Origin of the sequence: Thiomicrorhabdus sediminis, assembly GCF_005885815.1 — a bacterium.
In the GTDB taxonomy this organism is placed as follows: domain Bacteria; phylum Pseudomonadota; class Gammaproteobacteria; order Thiomicrospirales; family Thiomicrospiraceae; genus Thiomicrorhabdus; species Thiomicrorhabdus sediminis.
In genome coordinates, this window is sequence record NZ_CP040602.1 from 1,529,251 (window position 1) to 1,549,998 (window position 20,748).

Here is a 20,748-nt window from a genome sequence, read left to right on the forward strand (position 1 = left end):
TCACCTGATTATTCTGAAACCATTAAGGCCAAGGCCAAACGGTAATCAATCGCATGCAGCGCTTTTTTATCAATGTCGACCAGTAAAGGGCCATTTAGTGGCGCCGCGTTTTTGACCTGCAATTCCACTCCGGTGGTCAAACCGATATTGGCCAAATAGCGCAACTCTTCCGGGCTGCGGTTTTTGATACGCTTGACAATACAGGAGTGGTTTAACTCAATCTCGGTTAAAGGCACCCAGTCATCGCTTTGCAGTTCGCCATCCACCCCCGGAATGGGTGAACCATGCGGATCATGACTCGGCTCACCTAAGTCAGACCACATGCGATTGGCCAATTTATCGGAAATGGCATGTTCAAGCACTTCCGCCTCTTCATCGACTTCGTCCCAAGAGTAGCCTAAACGCTCCACCAGATACTGCTCGAGAATGCGATGTTTGCGAATCATATTAAGCGCGATCTTGCGCCCCGATTCGGTCAAGGTCACGCCGTAATAACGCTCATAACGGATATAACCTTGCTCGGCGAGTTTTTTCAGCATATTGGAGACCGATGCTTGAGAAATCGCCAAACGCTCTGCAATCAAAGAGGTCTGTACGCCCTTATCGACACTTTGACTGCCTTCCAGTTTATAGATAATCTTTAAATAATCTTCCAGTGCTTTGGAAAGCTGGGTGCTCATAAAGTCATTCTCAGTATTTCTGTATTGCAGCCGCTCATTTAATATTGGGTGCTGTTCATCATTTCCCGGACAACTTCCGGGTCGGGAAACGCGAACAAGTACAATACAAAAAACACGATATAAAATACAAAACGGCTAATGCCTGCAAACGGCAATTTAGGTGTACTGATAATCGCAATGGCAACCCCAGATGCCACACTTCCCCAAGCTCCCAGAGTCGCTGCCAATAATGCCAATAACGCACCTATCGCCATCAAATAGTAATGCCAGCTAAACTTTGCTTTTTGCTGATTCATTGATAATATCCCTGCTAAATTCCTACTGGTGATTATTCTACACAGAAAAACCAATCACCGTGACACAACTTTTCCATTTTGGTGCAATTTTGCACAGGCAAAATACGCATAAACAAGCAAACATTGAGGTTATTGAATGAAAAATCCCGTTATTGTCATTGGCTTAGGTGAACTGGGAAGCGTGTTTGCACGCGGTTTCTTACGATTAGGCTACCCGGTTCAAGGTGTTACCCGCGACATGGATAAAGAGATCATTGCACAAACCGTACCAAATCCAGCCGCTGTGTTAGTTGCAGTCGGTGAAGCCGACATTCAACAAACCTTAGCCGACATTCCTGTCAGCTGGTCGGACAAGTTGATTCTGCTGCAAAACGAACTGTTACCGCGAGATTGGCAAGCCGCGGATATTAAAGAGCCAACGGTTATTTCAGTTTGGTTCGAAAAGAAAAAAGGTATGGACAGCAAGGTCGTGTTACCTTCGCCAATTTTTGGTGCAAATGCCAAGTTGGTATTCGATGCATTAGGTCAGGTTGATCTTCCTAGCTATATTGTCGATAGTGAAGACGAGTTGGAATACGAGCTGGTGAGAAAAAACCTATATATCTTGACCACCAATATTGCCGGGCTTGAAGTCGGTGGCAATGTAGCCGAACTGGCCGCCGACCATAATGAGGTAATGCGTGCGGTTGCCAATGATGTGCTCGATATTCAGCAGTGGCTGACCGACAAACCTCAGGACCGTGACCGCTTAATGGACGGTATGCTTGAAGCCTTTGACGGTGACCCGCAACACGGTTGCATGGGACGTTCGGCACCGGCACGCCTAACGCGTGCCTTAGGCTTTGCCGACCAGGCCGGACTAGAGGTTCAAACCTTAAGAGCGATTGCCGCGAAACACTTGTAAAACGATTCATCGGCATCCCTCTCATTAAAACCGCTGAAGAAAATTCTTCGGCGGTTTTTTTATAGACCACTAGCCGTTATCGGCCAATCTGTGTTAAGTTTGCTTTGCATGCAATGAAGCTACAGTTCCGATGGAGTCGTCTATGATCAAGGTACTCAACCAACCCCAACAGCCATTAATTGAAGAGCTGATCAATCGTCTACGCAACCAACACACCCAAGCCGCCGAGTTTCGTCAGATCATCGCCGAATTAACCCGCTTTCTGTGCTATCACGCTCTCGCCGATTTTACCATGCAAAAGCGTAGTATCGACACTTGGAACGGCCAACACAACTACCCTAAAATCGATCAAAGCCAACTGGTACTGGTACCAATTCTGCGCGCAGGCATGCCAATGCTGGACGGTGCTCAAGCGTTACTTCCCGATGCCGGCAACGGCTTTTTAGCGATGAAACGTGATGAGCTCACCCATATCGCCAAAACCTATTACAACCGCGTACCTGAATGCCATGGCAAAACCGTCTTATTATTGGATCCGATGCTTGCCACAGGAGGTTCTTTAAGCGATGCCATAGCGTTACTCAAAGCACAAGGTGCCGAGCGCATTATCAGCTTAAATATTATCGGTTCGCCAGAAGGCATTGAGCAGATTCAAAAACACTACCCAGAAGTCGATGTATTCATTACTCAAGTGGACGACTATCTCGACGAGAATAAATTTATTTACCCTGGTTTAGGCGATGCTGGTGACAGAGCTTTCAACACCCCTGAAAGCTGATATCTAACGCTTTTTTACTATCACTTATTCAAGTTATCAACAGGCAATAAAAAACCCCATAAGGCTCAAGCCATTACGGGGTTTCTTGGAATATGGTGGGTCGTGAGCGATTCGAACGCTCGACCAATTGGTTAAAAGCCAACTGCTCTACCGGCTGAGCTAACGACCCATAATATATGGTGTGCATTCCAAATCCGGAATAAATGGTGGGTCGTGAGCGATTCGAACGCTCGACCAATTGGTTAAAAGCCAACTGCTCTACCGGCTGAGCTAACGACCCGTTTGGAATGGGGCGTATTATACAAGCCTAGGCAAACTCTGCAAGCCTTTTTGTTAATTATTTAGCAAAAAATTTCAGGCTCGATTTGCGAATTACTGACAAACACTCTACAACCAATAAGTTAGCGTATTTCTGTACAACTGAGTAAAAATGATGATTTGTCGACAAGAAGCAAAAATCCGCTAAAAAAGCATTAAAAAAACGATGCCCTAGATAAACAATCAGAAGTGGCTGCAAATAATTGCCAGCAGTGACGAGTCTGCAGCCAGATAAGCGGACGCTTTAAGTTTGATACAGGGTTGGGTCGGCAATACCGGCTTCGATAAAACCTTGTTTACGCAAACGGCATGAGTCACATTTGCCACAGGCGTGACCTTGATCATCCGCCTGATAACAAGATACCGTCAAACTGTAATCAACCCCGTTGGCGACGCCCTGTTGAATGATTTGCGCCTTGGTCAAATCGATCAATGGGGTAAGAATTCTCATCTTATGGCCTTCCACCCCGGCTTTGGTCGCTAAGTTCGCCATGGTTTCATAGGCTGCGATATACTCAGGACGACAATCCGGATAACCGGAATAATCGACCGCATTAACGCCGATAAAGATATTATCGGCATCAATGACTTCCGCCAGCCCCAATGCATAAGAAAGAAATACCGTGTTTCGCGCCGGTACATAGGTGACCGGAATGACATCCTTATCAACACCATCGACCGGCACATCAATCGTATTGTCGGTCAAAGCGGAACCGCCGATGGCTCGCATATCAACATTCATGACACGGTGAGTTTTCGCTCCTAAATCCACCGACAGTTTTGTGCCGCATGAAGTTCGGCGCTATGACGTTGTCCGTAGTCGAAACTGATGGTATGACATTCAAAACCCTGGGCACGCGCAATCGCCAGAACCGTGGCCGAATCCAAGCCACCGGAAAGTAGAACGACCGCTCTTTGTTTACTGCTTAGCTGTGCCGCCATTTATTTCTCCAGACGCTTTTTCGCTGTTTCGGCTGCGCGACTGCTTGGACGCGAGGAGATAACTTCCTCATACATCACTTTGGCTTTACCAGGCTGATTCAGGTTGGCGAAGCAATCACCGGCACGCAACTTGGCATCAGGAACCTTAGGCGATTGTGGATAACTGTTGATAACTATCTGGAAAGCTTTTAAAGCCGATTCATTATCACCTTTGATCAAATAGCCTTCACCACTCCAATAAGCGGCATTACTCGCCAATTGGCTTTTTGGGTACTGAGTTAAAAAAGCCTCAAAAGCTTTAATTGATTCATCGTATTTTGACGCACGCATTAACGAAAATGCATTTTTATAAGCGAGCTGTTCGGCATCGGTCGGCTTATGCGTCTGAATCGGCTGCATCACATGCTCTGCAGGCGTCGCCGTTTCGGCTGGCTGCTCGACAAGCGCTGCTTGTTGGTTTGGTTGTGGCGTTTCAGGTTCAGTTTTAGCCGCCTGGGTTTGCTCCAGCGAAGTACTGGCTGGCGCCGCTGCTGGATTACTGTCTGTGGCGGCAGGCGCTTCCGCATTTGGCGCTGCCGGCGCTGTTATAGCAGGCATTGCTGGCGCAGCGTTTGATGCAGCCGGTGCCAACTGAGCATCAGTGGAACCATTGCCTTCCAGCACACTTAAACGCTGGTCGGTTTCACTATAACGGGCATCGAGTTTCTTTTGTAATAATTGCATCTGGCGCTTAAGACGATCATTGGCATCCTGCAACTGCTGAATTTCTCGCTGTTGATCTCCAAGTCGACGACTCAACTGCAATAAAACGGGATTTTCCATCATCCGTTCCAAACGCTGAACACGTTCATCCAGACTTGCGCCCTGCGCGGCATGACTCGGTGCCAAAGGCATCATCAATAATGCCGCCAAAGAAGAAACCAAGGCTTTTTGTTTAAAGTTTGAAAATGCTCTTATCATCTTATTTGCCATCTGTTTTGCGATTATTGAATTACAATTTCTACACGGCGATTTTTCGCCCATGCATTTTCATTACTTTCTGCGATCTGAGGGCTCTCTTCACCGAAGCTGACCACATTGATGCGTGCTTCGGCAACACCGAATAACATCAACGCCTGCGCCACAGCCTTGGCACGTTTCTCACCCAAGGCCAAGTTATATTCAGGTGTACCGCGTTCGTCGGTATGACCATTCAAGGTTACTGTCTGCTTTGGATTTTGCAACAGAATATCGGCATGATATTTGGCAATTTCAGTTGCCTGATCGTCCAGCTGATACTGATCATAACCAAAATAGATAATCGATTCCTGCAGGTTATCGACATCAACCATTTGCATACCGTTCAGATCACCGGCACCATTCAGATTACCACCGTTAACACCGTTGCGTTGAGCGTCAGCCGGCATCACTTCAACACCGCCTTTGTGATTTAGAGAACCCACTCCCGGCGCGGTATCTTGATAAACTTCCGCATCATTACCGATATTGCCTGCTCCAGGCGTACTTGGATTGCTGCTACAAGCCGCTAAACTGGCGATAACTGCAAACGATGCCAACTTTGCCAAATGATTTAATGGAGAATTCATCGATTCAATTCCTCTGTTAAATTGGATTTTTACTAAATTTATTAAACGAATTATCAAAACCTAAGCGTTAACGAGTCAAAAAAGGACCCCAGGCCGGTTCACGTACTTCACCGTCTTTGACCTTTAAGGTCTGAGAGGTTTTGCCATCAATCGCCACTACAGCGAGTTCGCCCTTGCCATTTTTATTCATCGCGTAGAGAATCATTTCACCATTCGGCGCGAAACTAGGAGACTCGTCCAGATAAGTATCGGTCAGCTTGGTGAATTCATTGCTGTATAAATCCTGCAATGAGATATGGAAACCGCCATTGCCGTTGACCACCGCCAGATATCTACCGTCCGGCGAAATTTCAGGATTGGCGTTATATTTACCTTCAAAGGTGATACGCGAGACCTCCATAGTATCCAAGAAGACCTGGAATACCTGAGGTTGGCCACGGCGATCCGAATTGAAATATAGCGAACGGCCATTCGGCGCCCAAGCCGCTTCGGTTTCGATCGACCAGTGTCGGGTTACTCGCTGCAATCGTTGAGTCGCCAAATCGAGAATATAAATATCCGCGCTACCGTCTTTAGATAGCGTCAAGGCGATCTTCGAACCGTCCGGTGACCAGGCTGGCGCACCATTAATACCTTTATAGTCAGCAATCACCTTACGGTAACGACCATCCAGGCTCTGGACAATAATATTCGAGCGCCCACTTTCAAACGAGACATAGGCAAGCTTACTGCCATCCGGCGACCAGCTTGGCGACATAATCGGCTGTCTGGAACGTAGGATAGGCTGAGGATTATGACCGTCAGCATCGGAAATCTCTAAGGTGAATTGACGCTTTCCAGCAACCTTTTTCACCGTCACATAGGCAATTTGAGTATTGAAAGCGCCGCGCACTCCGGTTAATTCCTCATAGATCAGGTCACTGATCTGGTGAGCCACCTGACGCAGGCTTGTTGCCGGGATATTACGCCAGCGTTTGCCGATCACCTGGTTCTTGCGCAACACATCCATAAAACGCATATCGATCTGATAAAGGCCATTGCCTTCGGCCACGACCTTGCCGATCAACATATTATCGATGTCAAGCGCTTTCCAATCGCTATATTCAATCTGTTCCGGTTCACTCAACAACATCGGAAAACTAGCCGGATTCAGCGGTTTAAAACGACCACTACGGCGTAAATCGGCCTTAACGATTGCCGCGATATCGACCGGTGCCTGCGTCTGCTGTGTTGCCGGATCGGTCGGCATCAAACTATTGCTCTCATAAGCGAACGGTACTATGGCAATCGGTAAAGCGTTTTCATAACTGTCGCTGATTTCGATGGTCAACTCCGCTTGAGCCTGCGGCACAAACCACAAGAGCAAACTTAGCGTGGCAATTTTCAATGTCTGCTGAAGGTTCTTCAACACGGCTGAAAGAGCCTGCTTGTTAACAGGGTTGGCGAAAAGGATCGATCGTTTTCTGGTTTGCACTGTTTTCAATGGAATCACCATTTGCTTGTTGGGGGTTGGCAAAATTAATTGTTACGTTTCTTACAATCAGCTCAATATAAAAGATTTGAGCTGATGATTCAGATATCGATTAAGGTTTAAACTCAAAAGTAATGACGCGTTCAAACAGTTCTTTTGTTGGTGGTTGCGGCAGTGGTTCGGCTCGATAAACGGCCTTTTCCGCAGCATCCTTGAACTGGTCATTGGCGAATTTATTACAGTTCAATACCTTCACACTGGTGATATTACCGTTTGGCGACTGGGTGATCTTCAGATCACACTGCGCCTGTTCGGAAATACGTGCCGGCGTCCGCCAGTTCTCTTTAACCTTGGCGGTAATGGAAGAAATATAGGTTTCACGCAACGACAACAACTGTTGACGTTTCTGTTCCGCACGCTGGGCACTGGCTTCGGCTTCCAACTGACGCTGTAGCTCTGCCGCGGCCTGCTCACGCTCTTTTTGTTGGCGCGCTTGCTCGGCGGCTTTTTCCAGCGCCTTTTTCTCTTCTTCTTTAGCCGCTAGCTGTTTTTCCAGCTCCTGTTTTTTCTGCTCTTCAGCCAGGCGCTGTTTCTCAGCAAGCTGTGCTTGTTTTTTCGCTTCCAACTGTTTCTTTTCAGCTTCTTTGGCTTGCTTCGCCGCCAGTTCCGCTTTACGTTTTTGTTCATCCGCTAAACGTTTGGCTTCATCGGCCTTTTTCTTTTCCAGCGCAGCTAAACGTTTCGCTTCTTCGATTTTTTTCTGTTCCGCTTGCGCTTTGCGTTTCTGTTCTGCCGCTTCTTGCTTGGCTTTTTCTGCGGCTTTGCGCTCCTGAACTTTTTGTTTTTCCAGCTCTTTCAAGCGCTGGCGTTCAGTTTCGGTCTGCTGCTGTAAACGTTTTTGCTCATCCAAACGCGCTTGCTGCTGAGCTTTTAATTTATCCAGCTGAGATTGCACCAGTGCTGCATCAACGGTAAAGGTCTGCATCGGCTCGGCCAAAGCCACTTGATTAGTGGTTTGATCATTATTGTCTTGCTCGGCCGACAGCTGAATTTTAACCGCGCTATCCTGCTCCCATTGCATACTGAATGCGAGCAAAATACTCAAGTGAAGCATCAACGCGAGAGAAAAGGCTTTCGGGTGTTTTTTGATAAATTTCAACATCGTTATTTCACCAATTCCGGTTCAGTCATTAATGAAACATTGGCCACGCCATTGGCTTTGAGCACACTGAATAAATGTACCACCTTACCGTAAGGTGCGGCACGATCGCCTTGAATATAAATCATCTGCTGTTTGTTCAACTGTGTTCTGGCCACCACTTCGGCAACCAGCGCCTGTATATCACGCGCACCGATAACCAAATCCGGGTTTTCCGAAGTTTTATAAAGTCCGTCCGAGGTGATGGTGATGACAAACGGCTTATTCGATTCGCTGACTGACGAATCATCTTTTTTCACTTCCGGAGTTTGCGGCAGATTGACACTGACTGCCTGCTGGACAATCGGCGCTGTCACCATAAAGATAATCAGCAATACCAAGGTGACGTCTATATAAGGCACCACATTGATTTCGGCCATTAGACGGCGTTTTTGTCTGCTATTACGAAAACCGTTTTGCATGTCTATTCCTGTCTATTGAATCCGATTACTGAAATGACTTGTTTTTCTGCGATTCAATGCTGTGCGCCTGACGCTGCAAAATCGTCAGAAAACCTTCGGCAAAGTTTTCGTATTCACTCAATAAACGATCGACTCGATTAGACAGGCGGTTATAAGCGATAACCGCTGGAATGGCGGCAAACAGACCGATTGCCGTTGCAATCAAGGCTTCGGAAATACCCGGAGCTACGGACGCCAAAGTAGCGTGCTGAACGTTACCCAATGATTGGAAAGCATGCATCACCCCCCAAACGGTACCAAACAGGCCGATATAAGGCGCAGATGAACCCACTGTGGCCAATAAAGACAGACGATGCTCAAGATAATCCGCTTCACGCGAAAAGGCGATTTTCATGGTACGTTGCGCACCGGCCATCAGGTCGCTCGCTTCGGAAACGCCTTGCTGCTGCAAACGCATAAACTCTTTGAAACCATCGGCAAAAATAATCTCCAGACCTTTGGCATTGTCGCGCTGGTTTTCAACACGGGTATATAAAGCGGTCAATTCTTCACTTTGCCAAAAAGCATTTTCAAACTCTTTGGCTTCACGCATAGCGTTCTTTACCTGATAAGACTTGGCAAAAGCAACTGCCCAGGCAGCGATTGACATCAACAACAGCAATAACATAACCATTTGCACTACCGGCGAAGCCATTAAGACCAGTTCTAACAGATCACTATCCATAATTCAGACAACCCTTTTGTTTATTTTCTTTATTTACTTGAGCGCGATTTGATCCAAATCAAACCACAAAATTCTTTGCTTTATTCTAACGATTTCTTATTAAAATCCAGTGACAATTTGCCTGCTGTCAATCTATTTCAATGGTTGGCGCAATAGTCATTAAAACAAAGCCAGACAAGATCATCAGTTTTCTTCCGGCATCACCACTTGCAGATGATTATAGGCACTTGAAGTCGCCACTCGTCCTCGAGGAGTGCGTACCAAGAAACCCTGTTGCACCAAAAACGGTTCAATAACGTCTTCGATGGTACCGCGCTCCTCGCCCAGAGCCGCTCCCATACTATCGATGCCCACCGGGCCACCGTCAAACTTATGAATAATCGTTTCCAAAAAGCGACGGTCCATCTTATCTAAACCGAGCTGATCGACTTCCAATAGATTAAGTGCCAGATTGGCAATGTCTTGGGTAATGACACCATCGCCTTTTACCTGAGCGAAATCACGCACACGACGTAATAAACGGTTGGCGATTCGCGGGGTACCCCGTGAACGTCGCGCCACTTCGGCAGCGCCTTCGGCTTCGGCGTGCATACCGAGAATATTGGCCGAACGGGTAACGATCTGGGTCAACTCATCGTGGTTATAGAACTCCAATCGCTGAACCAGACCAAAACGGTCACGCAAAGGCGACGTCAAAAGACCGGCACGCGTGGTGGCTCCAACCAGAGTAAACGGGGGAATATCGATTTTCACGCTTTGCGCGGCTGGACCTTCACCAATAACAATATCGATCTGAAAATCTTCCATTGCCGGATAAAGCACCTCTTCCACCACCGGACTTAAACGGTGAATTTCATCAATAAACAACACATCATGCGGTTCCAGACGTGTTAATACCGCCGCCAGATCACCTGGCTTCTCAATCACCGGACCGGATGTCTGACGCAAGGTCACGCCCATCTCTTGGGCGATGATATTGGATAAGGTGGTTTTACCTAAGCCTGGCGGACCGTAAAGCAGAACATGGTCTAAGGCTTCACCACGCATTTTGGCCGCATCCATAGAAAGCTGCAACTGTTCGCGCACCGCCGTCTGACCGATATACTCGGTAATCTGCTGCGGTCTGACAGTCGGCAAAGTGTAGATATCATCGGCAGTTTCTTGTGCGCCGATTATGCGATCGGTTTCAATCATCTACAATTTCACTCCCTGTAATGCGCGTTTAATAATGGCTTCCAATGTTAACCCTTCCTCAAAAGCCCCTGCAACCATTTTTTCCGCCTGATTGGCTTTATAACCCAAGGCTACCAAAGCATCGCAAGCGGACTGTTGCACCGAGCTGTTAAATAGCGGTGCAACAGGGTCTGTCGCACTCATGGTACTGCTCTGTGCCGGCTGATAATCCAATACACCGGATTCGACCACCGGCTTGAGGCGATCACGCATCTCTATCAATAAACGTTCAGCGGTTTTTTTACCTACCCCCGGAATACGGGTTAAAGCGGACACATCGCCTTGATCGACATGAGAACAGAATTCATTCACAGACATTGCAGACAAGATACCCAAGGCCATTTTGGCACCGACACCGTTAACTTTAATCAGCGTTTTAAACAGGATTCGCTCCGATTCGGAGGCAAAGCCAAACAGCAACATGGCATCTTCGCGCACGTGCATATGGGTCAGGATGGTGACATCTTCGTTGATCGCTTCAAGCTGATAGAAAGTCGACATCGGGGCTTCAATTTCATAACCGACACCCTGTACATCCAGCGTTAACATCGGCGGTTGCTTTTGCACCAACTGGCCTCTTAAAAACCCTATCACCCTGATCCTCTCCTAAGACTACTTATCGAATAGTTTTTCTATTGTTTGTATTGTATGAATCGTATGCCGGCCGCTTAAAACTTACTGCCTTTGGAAATCTGTTCCGGGTCTATCCCCAACGTCATATAGCGGTCATGACACAGAGCGCAGGCCAACGCATCGGCAGCATCTTCCTGCGGCGTATCGGTCAGCTTCAAGAGACGTTGTACCATAAACTGAACCTGATCTTTATTGGCGTGGCCTTTACCGACAATGGTACTTTTAATTTGGGTCGGCGTATATTCCATAATCGGCACATTCTTGATGGCCGCCGCGCACAATACCACGCCTCGCGCCTGTCCTAGGGTAATGGCAGACTTGGGATTCTTATAAACAAAAACCTTTTCCACCGCCATAATATCGGGTTGATACTGATCGATAATCTGACAGACCGATTCAAAAATATTCTTTAAACGCTGCGCCCCGGAAAACTTCTCGACACGAATCACACCACTGACCAGATAATTGGGATTGTAACGACCCGATTCGATAATACCAAAACCGGTTTTACGCGACCCCGGGTCTATTCCTAATATGCGATGTACTGAGGCTGGCACAATCTAATCACTCTGTAAAATTTAATGCTGTTACTTACAAAAAAGCGGGATCTGATCCCGCTTTATTCTAACCTAAGATGTCGACTTAACCAGCCCTGCTTGTCGGGAAAAATCCAACATTCGCTGCAATGAAACCAAGGCCTTTTTACGCACGGTTTCATCAATTTCCACCTGCGGTGCTTTATTGCGCAAACATTCGGCCAAGTTCTGCAAGCCATTCATCGCCATCCAAGGACAGTGCGCACAACTGTTGCAAGAATCGGTTTTACTACCGGTTGGTGCAATATAGAGCTGCTTATTCGGTGCCAACTGCTGCATCTTATAGAAAATACCGTAGTCGGTAGCAACGATAAACTCGTTATCGTCCATCTCCTGTACCGCATTGAGCAAGACCTTGGTGGAACCGACCACATCGGCCTGTTCAACGACATCGGCAGGTGACTCCGGATGGACAAGAACCTTGGCATGAGGATGCTCTTCACGCAAACGCTGCAGTTCAAACTTTTTGAATTCATCATGCACGATACAATGACCTTGCCAGCGAATCATCTCCACTCCTGTCTGCTGCTCAATCCAGTGACCTAGGTGACGGTCCGGCCCCCAGATAATCTTTTCTCCCTGTGCTTTAAGATGGGAGACGATCTGCAATGCATTACCCGAAGTCACTACCCAGTCGGCAATCGCTTTGACTTCGGCACTGGTATTGGCATAAACCACTACAGTATGATCGGGATATTGGGCGCAAAATTTGGCGAATTCATCGGCCGGACAACCGACATCCAAGGAACAATTAGCATTCAGATCGGGCATCAGCACGGTTTTCTCGGGGCTCAGCATCTTGGCGGTTTCACCCATAAAACGCACGCCGCAAACCACCAGCATATCGGCATCACTTTGCGCGCCGAAATTGGCCATTTCCAAAGAGTCGGCAACAATACCGCCGGTTTCTTCCGCCAACTGCTGCAAGGCATCATCGACATAATAATGGGCGACCAGCTTGGCATTATTGGCTTTCAGCAACTGTTTGATTTCATCAATCAACTCTTGCTTTTGCGCATTGTTCAACCAAGGTTGGGTGGGCGCATTCGCCGCTAGCTGCTGAATACGCCCTTCCAATGCCACCGGAATCTGATGTGCCGGATTTTCGGACTGCTGTTGTGCTGTTTCTGCAACGGACATGGTTTAACCCGATTACTTGTCCGCGCTACGCTGCGGCTTGCGGTAACGCAACAACAGATCTTCAAGCTGTGCGTTATCAACCATACCCGGCGCTTCGGTTAGAGGACAGGCAGCTGATTGCGTTTTCGGGAAGGCGATAACGTCACGAATTGACGGAATATCACCAAGAATCATAATCAAACGATCCAGACCGAACGCCATACCGGCATGCGGAGGACAACCGAACTTCAATGCATCCAACAAGAAACCAAACTTCTCTGTCGCTTCCTCATCTGATATCCCCAGTAGCTTGAATACCGCCGCCTGCATGTGAGTATCGTGAATACGCACTGAACCGCCCCCCACTTCAAGACCATTGATAACCAAGTCATAAGCACGTGACAGCATTTGATGCGGCGCTTCGTGGTTAAGGATTTCTTCGGTACTCGCTTTCGGTTGTGTAAACGGATGGTGGATCGCTACCATACGAGCGGTCTCTTCATCGGCTTCGAACATTGGGAAATCAACAACCCAAACCGGCTTGAATCGACCTTCAAGCATACCTAGGTCTTCACCCAACTTGACACGCAAGGCTCCCATCGCATCGTTAACCACCTTGGCACTATCGGCACCAAAGAATACGATATCGCCGTCTTCAGCGCCGACGCGTTGCATGATATCCATCACCTGATCCGGGAAGAACTTGATGATTGGCGATTGCAGACCATCCAAGCCGGCGGACAAATCATTGACCTTGATATAAGCCAGACCTTTGGCGCCGTAGATACCGACAAACTTGGTGTATTCATCAATCTCTTTACGAGATAGTTCTCCACCTTTCGGTACGCGCAAGGCGACAACACGACCATTCGGATCTTTTGCCGGTCCGGCAAACACCTTGAACTCGATATCCTGCAATAGATCGGCAATATCGACCAACTGCATATTGATTCGTAGATCCGGGCGATCGATACCGTATTTCTCAATGGCATCGGCATAGGTCATACGTGGGAAGTCACCATCAAATTCATAACCGATAGTCTCTTTAAAAAGGTGCTTAGCCAGCCCTTCCATCATATTCATAACCTGTTCTTCGGTCATAAACGAGGTTTCGATATCCAACTGGGTGAATTCCGGCTGACGATCGGCACGCAAATCTTCATCACGGAAACAACGAGTGATCTGATAGTAACGGTCAAAACCGGACATCATCAACAACTGTTTAAACAGCTGTGGCGACTGTGGCAAGGCAAAAAATTTGTTTGCATGGGTACGACTTGGTACCAAGTAATCACGCGCGCCTTCTGGAGTCGACTTGGTCAGGATCGGCGTTTCGATATCCATAAAGTTATTGTCGTCAAGATAACGACGCATAGCGCGAGTTACGTTATAACGCAGTTTTAGATTGTTCTGCATTTCATCGCGGCGCAAATCGATGTAACGATATTTCAAACGAGTCTCTTCACCGACATTTTTTTCATCCAACTGGAACGGGATCGGCTCAGCCATACTCAAAACATTGAGTTCACTGGCGACGATCTCGATTTTACCCGTGGCCATATTCGGGTTAATGGTACCTTCGGTACGAGCGATAACCTTGCCGGTAATTTGCAAAACACACTCGGCACGCAGTTTTTCAGCCTTAGCAAAGTTTTCCTCAGCATCGGGATTAACCACCACTTGCACCAAACCTTCACGGTCACGTAAATCGATAAAGATTACCCCACCGTGGTCACGGCGACGATGCACCCAACCTGCAACGGTAACGGTTTGGTCAATAAATGATTCTGTTACTTGCCCACAATACTGCGTACGCATATTTTAAAACCCTTTGTCTAACAGCCTTGCTGTCTTTGTTGTGATTGCCGATGCAATCGATTCAGTTAATTAATCCAACAATGCCGTTTAGGCACCGTCATTATTCAGTGTTTTTCTAGCCGGCGTTATGGGCTGGCTTGGCCCCGCTTCGATATCAATATCTATAGCCTGAACCTTGGTAATATTCTTTTTCGGTGCATCCGGCACAACCACACCACCGGATATCAGCATTTTCAAAGCGGCATCGACACTGAGGTTAAGTTCGATAATCTCATTACGTGAGGCCATAATAAAAAAGCCCGATGTCGGGTTCGGCGTGGTCGGCACAAACAGGTTAACCACATCTTCCAAACCGGTTTTCGTCTGCGCTTCACCACGACTGGTACTGGTTTGAAACGCCAGTGTCCACAGATCCTTGCGTGGATACTCAATCAAGTAGACTTTTTCGAATGTCTGATCGCCAGAGCCGAACACCGCCTCGGCAATCTGTTTTACCGCATTGTAGATTGAACGCACCAATGGAATTCTTGATAACAAGGATTCCCACATCGCAACCAAGCGCGTGCCTAAAAAGTTAGCGACGATCACACCGGTCACCAACACCAGCAACACCGACAGCAACAGACCGAAACCGGGAATATCCACGCCAAGATAATATTCAGGTCGATAGTGCTCAGGTATAAGCAACAACGTCTGATCAAACAGATCTACTAAAAACTTAATGACTGCAAAAGTCACCCCAAGAGGTAACCAGACAAGCAAACCGGCAATAAGATAACGCTTTAAAAAAGCCACTGGAGCCAACCTTGTTTAATCAGACAAAACAAACCTCATATTATAAAGGATTTCGCAATCGTTTTATAAAGGTTTTACCCTGTATTACAAAAACAATGTTTTTTAACCCAAAGGAAGGCTTTGTCGAACTTCCGCGTTTGCTCAAATCGTATTTTTAATATTGACTCACCAAATGACATTACTGACATTTTTTTGCTAAAGTAGCGAAAATAAAAGATCGGTCAAATACCGGCACGATTACTTTAATTCACAACAGTTAGGATTTTATGCATGGATGCGATCAGTTCTCTGCCTCTTGGTGGCCAACTCTTATTAAGCGGCATTATCGCCCTGGTGGTAGGTAGTTTTATCTCCATGCTCAGCTATCGTTTACCCAAACACCTGTTGGAAAACTCTGACGAACCCGTTCTAAAAACCATCAGTGTCGGCGGATCCAAATGCCCTAAATGCGGTAGCAACCTACCGTGGTACAGGTTGATTCCGGTTTTCAGCTGGCTTGCCAGCAAAGGCCGTTGCCATCATTGCGGCAACCCGATTTCCGCTCGCTATCCACTGATTGAACTGAGCACCCTACTGTTAACGCTTGCTTGTGTCTGGCAATTCGGTTTGGGGCTGCAAGGCATTGCCGCTATTGCATTTAGCTGGATTCTATTGACCATCAGCGTTATCGATATTGAACACCAGTTGATTCTAGACAACCTGAGCCTGCCGCTAATGTGGCTAGGTTTGCTGTTAAGTACTCAAGGCACTTTTACCGACACCAACAGCGCCATTTGGGGAGCCGCTACCGGTTATCTTTTATTGTGGCTGGTTTTCCACAGCTTCAAACTGCTGACAGGTAAAGAAGGCATGGGGTATGGCGACTTTAAACTGCTGGCCGCGCTTGGCGCCTGGTTTGGTATAGCCGCTTTGGCACAAATCATCTTAATTGCGGCCATTTCCAGCATTGTCATTACCGTTACTGCCATCCTTGCCAAAGGTAGAGACAAATCCCAGCCAATGGCTTTCGGCCCGTTCTTAGCCATTGCCGGTTGGGTCAGCCTGTTTTTCGGCAGCGAGCTCTTTGGCTAACCACCCTGTAAAATACCAGAAACTCAAGCACAAACAATAAAAAAGCGCGGCAACCTCTTGGTTAACCGCGCTTTTTATTGACATGCAAACCTGGCTAGAACAAATCAACCGCCTGTAATTTACCTGGAATTAACTGCCTAATTTCGATTCGACCATATCACAAACCTCGACCATCTTCAGACCGTTGGTTTTGACAAAATTCATGACATAATCAAACATTACCGGATTCTCATCCGCCAAATTTGTATCAATCACTAAACATTTCTGACCTTCAAACAACTCTGGGTGCAATAGATCAGAATATACCAGACGCTGTTTATCATAGGTTGCACCCATTGATGAAACACGGTCAATCCAATCACTCGGTCTAAATTTGCGTCCATCTTCTGTGACGCCTTGAATAACATACTTACAATGCACTTCGGCAACCCATCTATTGTTTTGTTTGTCTTTTCTTAAAATTGCGATAATTTTAGCATATTAAACCCAGCAATTAAGTAGCTAAATCCCCTAAAATCAATGTTTTTTATCTATGAATACCATTGACGCAAACTATAAATCCCAGTTTTTGATTATTTTTCAAACAGATTTGGATTTTTTTTCGATTTCATGGCACATCGAATGCGCTAAAGTGGCATAATATGGCGTCCGACTATTTATTATTAATTTATCTATCAATTTTTTATATAGTAGGGTTGGAAAAGGCTTGAGTAAGCACTATAGAGTTTTTACCCAAAACTCTAAAAACAATAGTAATTTACCAAATTCGACTTTTAACTCAATCCAAAGAAGATTTTTTTAAAGAGATTTAACACACTAGTAAGGCATTAAAAAGATGACGCAGTATCTAACAGACGATACCAGAATTAAAAACCAAGCTGAAGTTCGTTCCCCATTGGAACTTCACGAGCAGTATCCACTTAGCGAAGCGGCTGCTCAAACGGTTTATGATACGCGTCAGCAAATTCATAATATCCTTGCTGGACGTGATGACCGTCTGCTCGTAGTAATAGGACCATGCTCGATTCACGACCCGCAAGCGGCGCGTGAATATGCTGAGCGTTTAAAAACACAAATCGAAGCACACAAAGAAGACCTATTGATTGTGATGCGCGTGTATTTTGAAAAACCGCGCACTACAGTTGGCTGGAAAGGATTAATTAACGATCCGGATCTAAATGAGTCATTCCAGATCAATAAAGGTTTGGGCTTGGCGCGCAGCCTTCTGCAAGATGTCAATGAGATGGGCGTACCTGCTGCCACCGAGTTCTTGGATTTGATTTCTCCACAGTACATTGCTGATTTGATTTCATGGGGAGCGATAGGTGCTCGCACCACTGAAAGCCAGGGACACCGTGAACTGGCTTCCGGCCTATCCTGTCCGGTTGGTTTCAAAAACGGAACCGACGGCGGTTTCAAGATTGCGGTTGATGCGATTCGCGCCGCCAATAAGCCACACATTTTCATGTCGTTGAGCAAAGCTGGTCATTCCGCTATTTTTGAAACTTCCGGTAATGAAGATTGTCACGTTATTTTACGTGGCGGTAACGATGGCCCGAACTATGAGCCGCAATTTGTTGCCGAAGCGGTTAAACAGCTACAGCTAGCAGACGTGCAAGACAAGTTAATGATCGACTGCAGCCATGCCAACAGCAGTAAAAAACATAAAAACCAGATTATTGTTGCCCAATCCATTGCCGATCAGTTAGCGGCCGGTAGTGAATTCATTATGGGTGCTATGGTGGAAAGTCACCTGGTTGAAGGTCGACAAGATGTTGAACCAGGTAAGCAGCTTTGCTATGGTCAGAGTATTACCGACGCTTGTATCGACTGGACCGACAGTCTGGATGTATTGGAATCACTGGCCGCAGGTGTACGTAAACGCCGCGAAAAAAACCAGCATAAGCAAAAAGAAGCTTAATTCATTATTTGCTTCCAATAAAAAAGCCGAGACGCCAATTCTAGCTCTCGGCTTTTTTACATGTGCCGCTTTATAAACGCGCAAACAGATCTTAACTAAAATGCAAATAACCGCCGACCTTGTCGACTTGAAAAGGTTTCGCATTTAACTTCAATTGAATCTTGGATTGCTGACTTTCCGCCGCTAAACCAACTTCACCAATGACTGTTAATTTCACCCCCAGCAATTCCGCTACCGAATCCATTTCGGCGAAATCGTCTTTTTGTGCGGTAAAACAGAGCTGATAATCATCGCCACCATACAATACCGGCGACCAATCATCGCTTGCTTTAACATAGTTTTTCAGCGCATCGGATAACGGAATATCAGCAACCTCAATCACTGCTTGCAAAGGCATTGCGGATTTTACTGAAGACTGTTCAATAATATGGTTCAAATCAGCCAATAAACCGTCGGAAATATCGATGGCACTGGAAGCGTAATCCTTAATCAAATCGGCAATAAACACCTGCGGCTGCGGGCAATGCAACGCTTTCAATAACAGACTTTGCTGCTCTGCACTTAAGGCCTGCAAGACCTCAGCAGACATAGTGTTTAACGCAATCTTTAAACCGACCGCGGCATCGCCAATAGTATTACTTACACAAACCAAATCACCCGGTTGCGCCGTTGAGCGCAATACCGCCTGCTGTTTATCAACCCAACCTTGTGCCGTTACCGTAATCGTCAAAGGCCCTTTGGTGGTATCCCCGCCAATCAACTTAATATCATACTGTTCGGCAATCGCTTTTAAACCGGCACTAAATTCTTTTAACCAATCACTATCATTATCAGGCAAGGTCAAGGCCAACGAAAAAAACGCCGGAATCGCCCCCATCGCCGCCAAATCGCTGAGATTGACCGCGACCGCTTTCCAAGCGATATCGTAAGCTTTGGCATCACCCGGAAAGTGCACCCCTTTTACCAAGGTATCGGTGACCACCACCAACTGCTTACCCACAGGAACATCAAGCACGGCACCATCGTCACCAATGCCAATTTCGTCTTGCGAAAGCCCCGCACTTAAAGGCTTGAAACAGTCATCAATTAATTGGAACTCGTTTGCCAAAATCCATCTAACCTTATATTCATTAACCATCAGCCGAGCACTGATAAATGCTATTGATTCAACAACCTATAGCGATAAAAAAAGCCCCTTACGGGGCTTTTATCAATTGGCTTAAAGCCCCATTTCCAGCTTTCTCAACTGTTTGGCGACCTTATCCAAAACACCGTTTATATATTTGTGCGACTCTTCCGCACCAAAACGCTTGGCCAACTCGACACTTTCATTGATCACCACACGGTATGGAATTTCAATCTTGGTCTGCAACTCATAAGAACCAATTCGCAAAATGGCACGCTCGACCGGATCAATACGAGTGACGGCACGATCCAAGTAGTCGGCATACAATGTATCCAACTGTTCGGCATTGGCAGAGACTTCACTAATCAGCTCTTTAAACCAGTCAAATTCAAGACCTTCCAATAAACCGTCTTCATTAAACTGTTTGATGATTTGCGGGATCTCTTCATTGGTCATCTGCCATTGATACAAGCCTTGCAGCGCCACACGACGCGACTGACTACGTGCAGAAACCTTCTTTTCAGGTTCAATTACTTCTTCGCCTTGACCCGGCTGAATATCATTGATCGTTTTCATTAAAGCTGCTTCAACACATTAACCATTTCAATTGCTGCAAGAGTACATTCTTCACCCTTGTTACCCGCTTTAGTACCGGCACGCTCGATCGCTTGCTCAATACTGTCCACCGTCAATACACCGAAAGAAACCGGCACACCTGTTTGCAACTGGACCTGACCAATACCTTTAACGCATTCACCGGCCACATAATCAAAATGAGGCGTACCGCCACGAATCACCGCACCAACCGCAACAATCGCATCATAGTTACCAGATTGAGCCATCTTCTGAACCGCTACCGGAATTTCGAAAGCACCCGGAACCATTACTTTAGTGATATTCGCTTCATCACCACCGTGGCGTACAATCGTGTCTACCGCACCTTCAACCAGGTGATCTACAACGAAACTGTTAAAACGACCGACAACCAAGCCGATTTTCATACCTTCAGCGGTTAGGTTTCCTACAATGGTTTCCATATTCTTATCTCTCAAAACGGTTCAAAGGTGAGCGTCCAGCCAACTGGACTTTGATAGCGCGCTATTTTGCCATAATTTCA

22 protein-coding genes, 2 tRNA genes and 1 pseudogene are annotated in these 20,748 nt (G+C 46.6%); 4 read left to right on the plus strand and 21 right to left on the minus strand.

Features of this window, described 5'->3' with window-relative positions; translation table 11 throughout:
• Positions 1–8 precede the first annotated feature (8 nt).
• Positions 9–680, minus strand: a complete 672-nt coding sequence (locus tag FE785_RS06940; RefSeq protein ID WP_138565059.1) for a metal-dependent transcriptional regulator — start codon at positions 678–680, stop codon at positions 9–11.
• A gap of 38 nt (positions 681–718) precedes the next feature.
• Complete coding sequence (locus FE785_RS06945) at positions 719–976, minus strand: hypothetical protein (protein WP_138565060.1); 258 nt, start codon at positions 974–976, stop codon at positions 719–721.
• A gap of 136 nt (positions 977–1,112) precedes the next feature.
• Between FE785_RS06945 and FE785_RS06950 the strand changes: the two genes are divergently transcribed.
• Positions 1,113–1,880 carry a Rossmann-fold NAD(P)-binding domain-containing protein gene (locus FE785_RS06950; RefSeq protein ID WP_138565061.1) on the plus strand — a complete coding sequence of 256 codons (768 nt, stop codon included), beginning with the start codon at positions 1,113–1,115 and terminating at the stop codon, positions 1,878–1,880.
• Between the two features lie 142 nt (positions 1,881–2,022).
• On the plus strand, positions 2,023–2,658 hold the full coding sequence (upp, locus tag FE785_RS06955; protein ID WP_138565062.1) for a uracil phosphoribosyltransferase: 636 nt from the start codon (positions 2,023–2,025) through the stop codon (positions 2,656–2,658).
• Between the two features lie 93 nt (positions 2,659–2,751).
• Here the strand turns inward: upp and FE785_RS06960 are convergent.
• The 15 genes and pseudogenes from FE785_RS06960 to FE785_RS07030 form a co-directional block, all read right to left on the minus strand.
• Positions 2,752–2,827 (minus strand) — tRNA-Lys (locus FE785_RS06960).
• A 35-nt stretch (positions 2,828–2,862) separates the two neighbouring features.
• Positions 2,863–2,938, minus strand: a tRNA-Lys gene (locus FE785_RS06965).
• A 282-nt stretch (positions 2,939–3,220) separates the two neighbouring features.
• Positions 3,221–3,918: pseudogene (gene queC, locus FE785_RS06970) on the minus strand (7-cyano-7-deazaguanine synthase QueC).
• A complete protein-coding gene (gene ybgF / locus FE785_RS06975; protein WP_168188929.1) occupies positions 3,919–4,878 on the minus strand; it encodes a tol-pal system protein YbgF in 960 nt (319 codons plus the stop codon).
• A gap of 23 nt (positions 4,879–4,901) precedes the next feature.
• Entirely contained in the window at positions 4,902–5,504 is a 603-nt protein-coding gene (pal, locus tag FE785_RS06980; RefSeq protein WP_138565064.1) for a peptidoglycan-associated lipoprotein Pal, read from the minus strand.
• 67 nt (positions 5,505–5,571) lie between these two features.
• Positions 5,572–6,978: a Tol-Pal system beta propeller repeat protein TolB gene (gene tolB / locus FE785_RS06985; RefSeq protein ID WP_238696408.1), complete on the minus strand. Its 1,407-nt coding sequence runs from the start codon at positions 6,976–6,978 to the stop codon at positions 5,572–5,574.
• A gap of 109 nt (positions 6,979–7,087) precedes the next feature.
• A complete protein-coding gene (gene tolA / locus FE785_RS06990) occupies positions 7,088–8,137 on the minus strand; it encodes a cell envelope integrity protein TolA (RefSeq protein ID WP_138565065.1) in 1,050 nt (349 codons plus the stop codon).
• 2 nt (positions 8,138–8,139) lie between these two features.
• Positions 8,140–8,595, minus strand: coding sequence for an ExbD/TolR family protein (locus tag FE785_RS06995; RefSeq protein WP_138565066.1), 456 nt, complete (start codon positions 8,593–8,595; stop codon positions 8,140–8,142).
• Positions 8,596–8,620: 25 nt separating this feature from the next.
• A complete protein-coding gene (gene tolQ, locus FE785_RS07000) occupies positions 8,621–9,319 on the minus strand; it encodes a protein TolQ (RefSeq protein WP_138565067.1) in 699 nt (232 codons plus the stop codon).
• Between the two features lie 183 nt (positions 9,320–9,502).
• Positions 9,503–10,513: a Holliday junction branch migration DNA helicase RuvB gene (ruvB, locus tag FE785_RS07005; RefSeq protein WP_138565068.1), complete on the minus strand. Its 1,011-nt coding sequence runs from the start codon at positions 10,511–10,513 to the stop codon at positions 9,503–9,505.
• Entirely contained in the window at positions 10,514–11,146 is a 633-nt protein-coding gene (ruvA, locus tag FE785_RS07010; RefSeq protein ID WP_138565069.1) for a Holliday junction branch migration protein RuvA, read from the minus strand. It lies immediately after the preceding gene.
• Positions 11,147–11,220: 74 nt separating this feature from the next.
• Positions 11,221–11,742, minus strand: coding sequence for a crossover junction endodeoxyribonuclease RuvC (gene ruvC, locus FE785_RS07015; protein WP_138565070.1), 522 nt, complete (start codon positions 11,740–11,742; stop codon positions 11,221–11,223).
• 72 nt (positions 11,743–11,814) lie between these two features.
• Positions 11,815–12,921: a quinolinate synthase NadA gene (nadA, locus tag FE785_RS07020; RefSeq protein WP_138565071.1), complete on the minus strand. Its 1,107-nt coding sequence runs from the start codon at positions 12,919–12,921 to the stop codon at positions 11,815–11,817.
• A gap of 12 nt (positions 12,922–12,933) precedes the next feature.
• Positions 12,934–14,718 carry an aspartate--tRNA ligase gene (gene aspS, locus FE785_RS07025; protein WP_138565072.1) on the minus strand — a complete coding sequence of 595 codons (1,785 nt, stop codon included), beginning with the start codon at positions 14,716–14,718 and terminating at the stop codon, positions 12,934–12,936.
• Between the two features lie 87 nt (positions 14,719–14,805).
• Positions 14,806–15,513 carry a DUF502 domain-containing protein gene (locus FE785_RS07030; protein WP_138565073.1) on the minus strand — a complete coding sequence of 236 codons (708 nt, stop codon included), beginning with the start codon at positions 15,511–15,513 and terminating at the stop codon, positions 14,806–14,808.
• 270 nt (positions 15,514–15,783) lie between these two features.
• Here FE785_RS07030 and FE785_RS07035 point away from each other — a divergent pair, with 270 nt between their 5' ends.
• Positions 15,784–16,584: a prepilin peptidase gene (locus FE785_RS07035; protein ID WP_138565074.1), complete on the plus strand. Its 801-nt coding sequence runs from the start codon at positions 15,784–15,786 to the stop codon at positions 16,582–16,584.
• Between the two features lie 129 nt (positions 16,585–16,713).
• Here FE785_RS07035 and FE785_RS07040 read toward each other — a convergent pair whose 3' ends face one another.
• Positions 16,714–17,004 (minus strand): DUF3579 domain-containing protein, encoded by a 291-nt coding sequence (locus FE785_RS07040; RefSeq protein WP_138565075.1) that lies wholly within the window; start codon positions 17,002–17,004, stop codon positions 16,714–16,716.
• A 415-nt stretch (positions 17,005–17,419) separates the two neighbouring features.
• On the opposite strand from FE785_RS07040, the gene FE785_RS07045 reads away from it, so the two are divergent.
• Positions 17,420–18,505 carry a 3-deoxy-7-phosphoheptulonate synthase gene (locus FE785_RS07045; RefSeq protein ID WP_138565076.1) on the plus strand — a complete coding sequence of 362 codons (1,086 nt, stop codon included), beginning with the start codon at positions 17,420–17,422 and terminating at the stop codon, positions 18,503–18,505.
• A 91-nt stretch (positions 18,506–18,596) separates the two neighbouring features.
• Here FE785_RS07045 and thiL read toward each other — a convergent pair whose 3' ends face one another.
• The 3 genes from thiL to ribH form a co-directional block, all read right to left on the minus strand.
• The gene (gene thiL / locus FE785_RS07050; protein WP_168188930.1) at positions 18,597–19,613 is read right to left on the minus strand and encodes a thiamine-phosphate kinase; all 1,017 of its coding nucleotides are present in this window, start codon (positions 19,611–19,613) and stop codon (positions 18,597–18,599) included.
• A gap of 111 nt (positions 19,614–19,724) precedes the next feature.
• Positions 19,725–20,207: a transcription antitermination factor NusB gene (gene nusB, locus FE785_RS07055; protein WP_138565078.1), complete on the minus strand. Its 483-nt coding sequence runs from the start codon at positions 20,205–20,207 to the stop codon at positions 19,725–19,727.
• Positions 20,207–20,668 (minus strand): 6,7-dimethyl-8-ribityllumazine synthase, encoded by a 462-nt coding sequence (gene ribH / locus FE785_RS07060; RefSeq protein WP_138565079.1) that lies wholly within the window; start codon positions 20,666–20,668, stop codon positions 20,207–20,209. The genes nusB and ribH overlap by 1 nt, the downstream gene beginning before the upstream one ends.
• Positions 20,669–20,748 lie beyond the last annotated feature (80 nt).